The organism is Priestia sp. TGN 0903 (genome assembly GCF_050846855.1).
In the GTDB taxonomy this organism is placed as follows: Bacteria; Bacillota; Bacilli; order Bacillales; family Bacillaceae_H; genus Priestia; species Priestia zanthoxyli.
Genome location: NZ_JBOZGL010000035.1, coordinates 1 through 787 on the forward strand (window position 1 = coordinate 1; position 787 = coordinate 787).

At 63.9% G+C, this 787-nt stretch carries 1 protein-coding gene; it reads right to left on the reverse strand.

Annotated features, from left to right (window positions below; genetic code table 11):
- Positions 1-24: 24 nt before the first annotated feature.
- Complete coding sequence (locus ACRPLY_RS26770; RefSeq protein ID WP_432232224.1) at positions 25-225, reverse strand: hypothetical protein; 201 nt, start codon at positions 223-225, stop codon at positions 25-27.
- Positions 226-787: the final 562 nt, after the last annotated feature.

Consider the following 787-nt stretch of genomic DNA (forward strand, 5'->3'; position numbering starts at 1 on the left):
AGCGCTTGTTGTACTGGGAGCTAATCACGTCCTGTTTGTTGCCGGCAGAGATGGTTTAGATGAAATTAGTGCCACGGCCGCCACGCCAATCAGCCCTGCAACCTCCGACTTCGCCCGACCCTTGGGCATCGACAGCACGCCACGAGAGATCAACCGACGCCCCGACGCCGGTTCGAGCTCGTAGGCGTCCACGATGAAGTCAAACATCTCGTCATCGAACGTCAACGGCTGCCCCTCCACCGGCCCAGGGCCATGGCAGGCATACGCCTCGAGCCAGTCGATGACGGCATAGCCGAGAGAGCACTTCTGCCCCTCGAACAAGGGCCGGAACATCAGCCTGCGCGCCGCTTCCGCGCCCGGTCAAGGCTCGACACCTTGCCGGCGGATGCGACCGACTCCACAGACTTCTGATAGGCACCCCTCGGACCCCGATACTGGGGCCGGCGACCCTCCACGTCTGGCAACCGCAGCGCGGCCAATAGCTGCTTGAGGACCGTGGCCGTCGCGTTCGCCTCACGCAGCGCCGAGTTCACGACCAAGCTGGACACTCCGTTACCGTCCGTCTCAATCGACAGCAGCACGTCATGCTTGCCACGGATCGCCGCATCCAGAGAATCGAGCCGATCCTTTGCCCGGCACGCCTCCTCCAGTTGCACCAACTGCTCCGGCGTCAGCTCGAACACGTCCGCCACGCCACGCCACAAAGCACGCCCACCATCCGCCAACGAGGCTGGACACGGGGCCGGGATATGGGGCTCGTCAGACATGCTCAACACCTCCAGCGTCG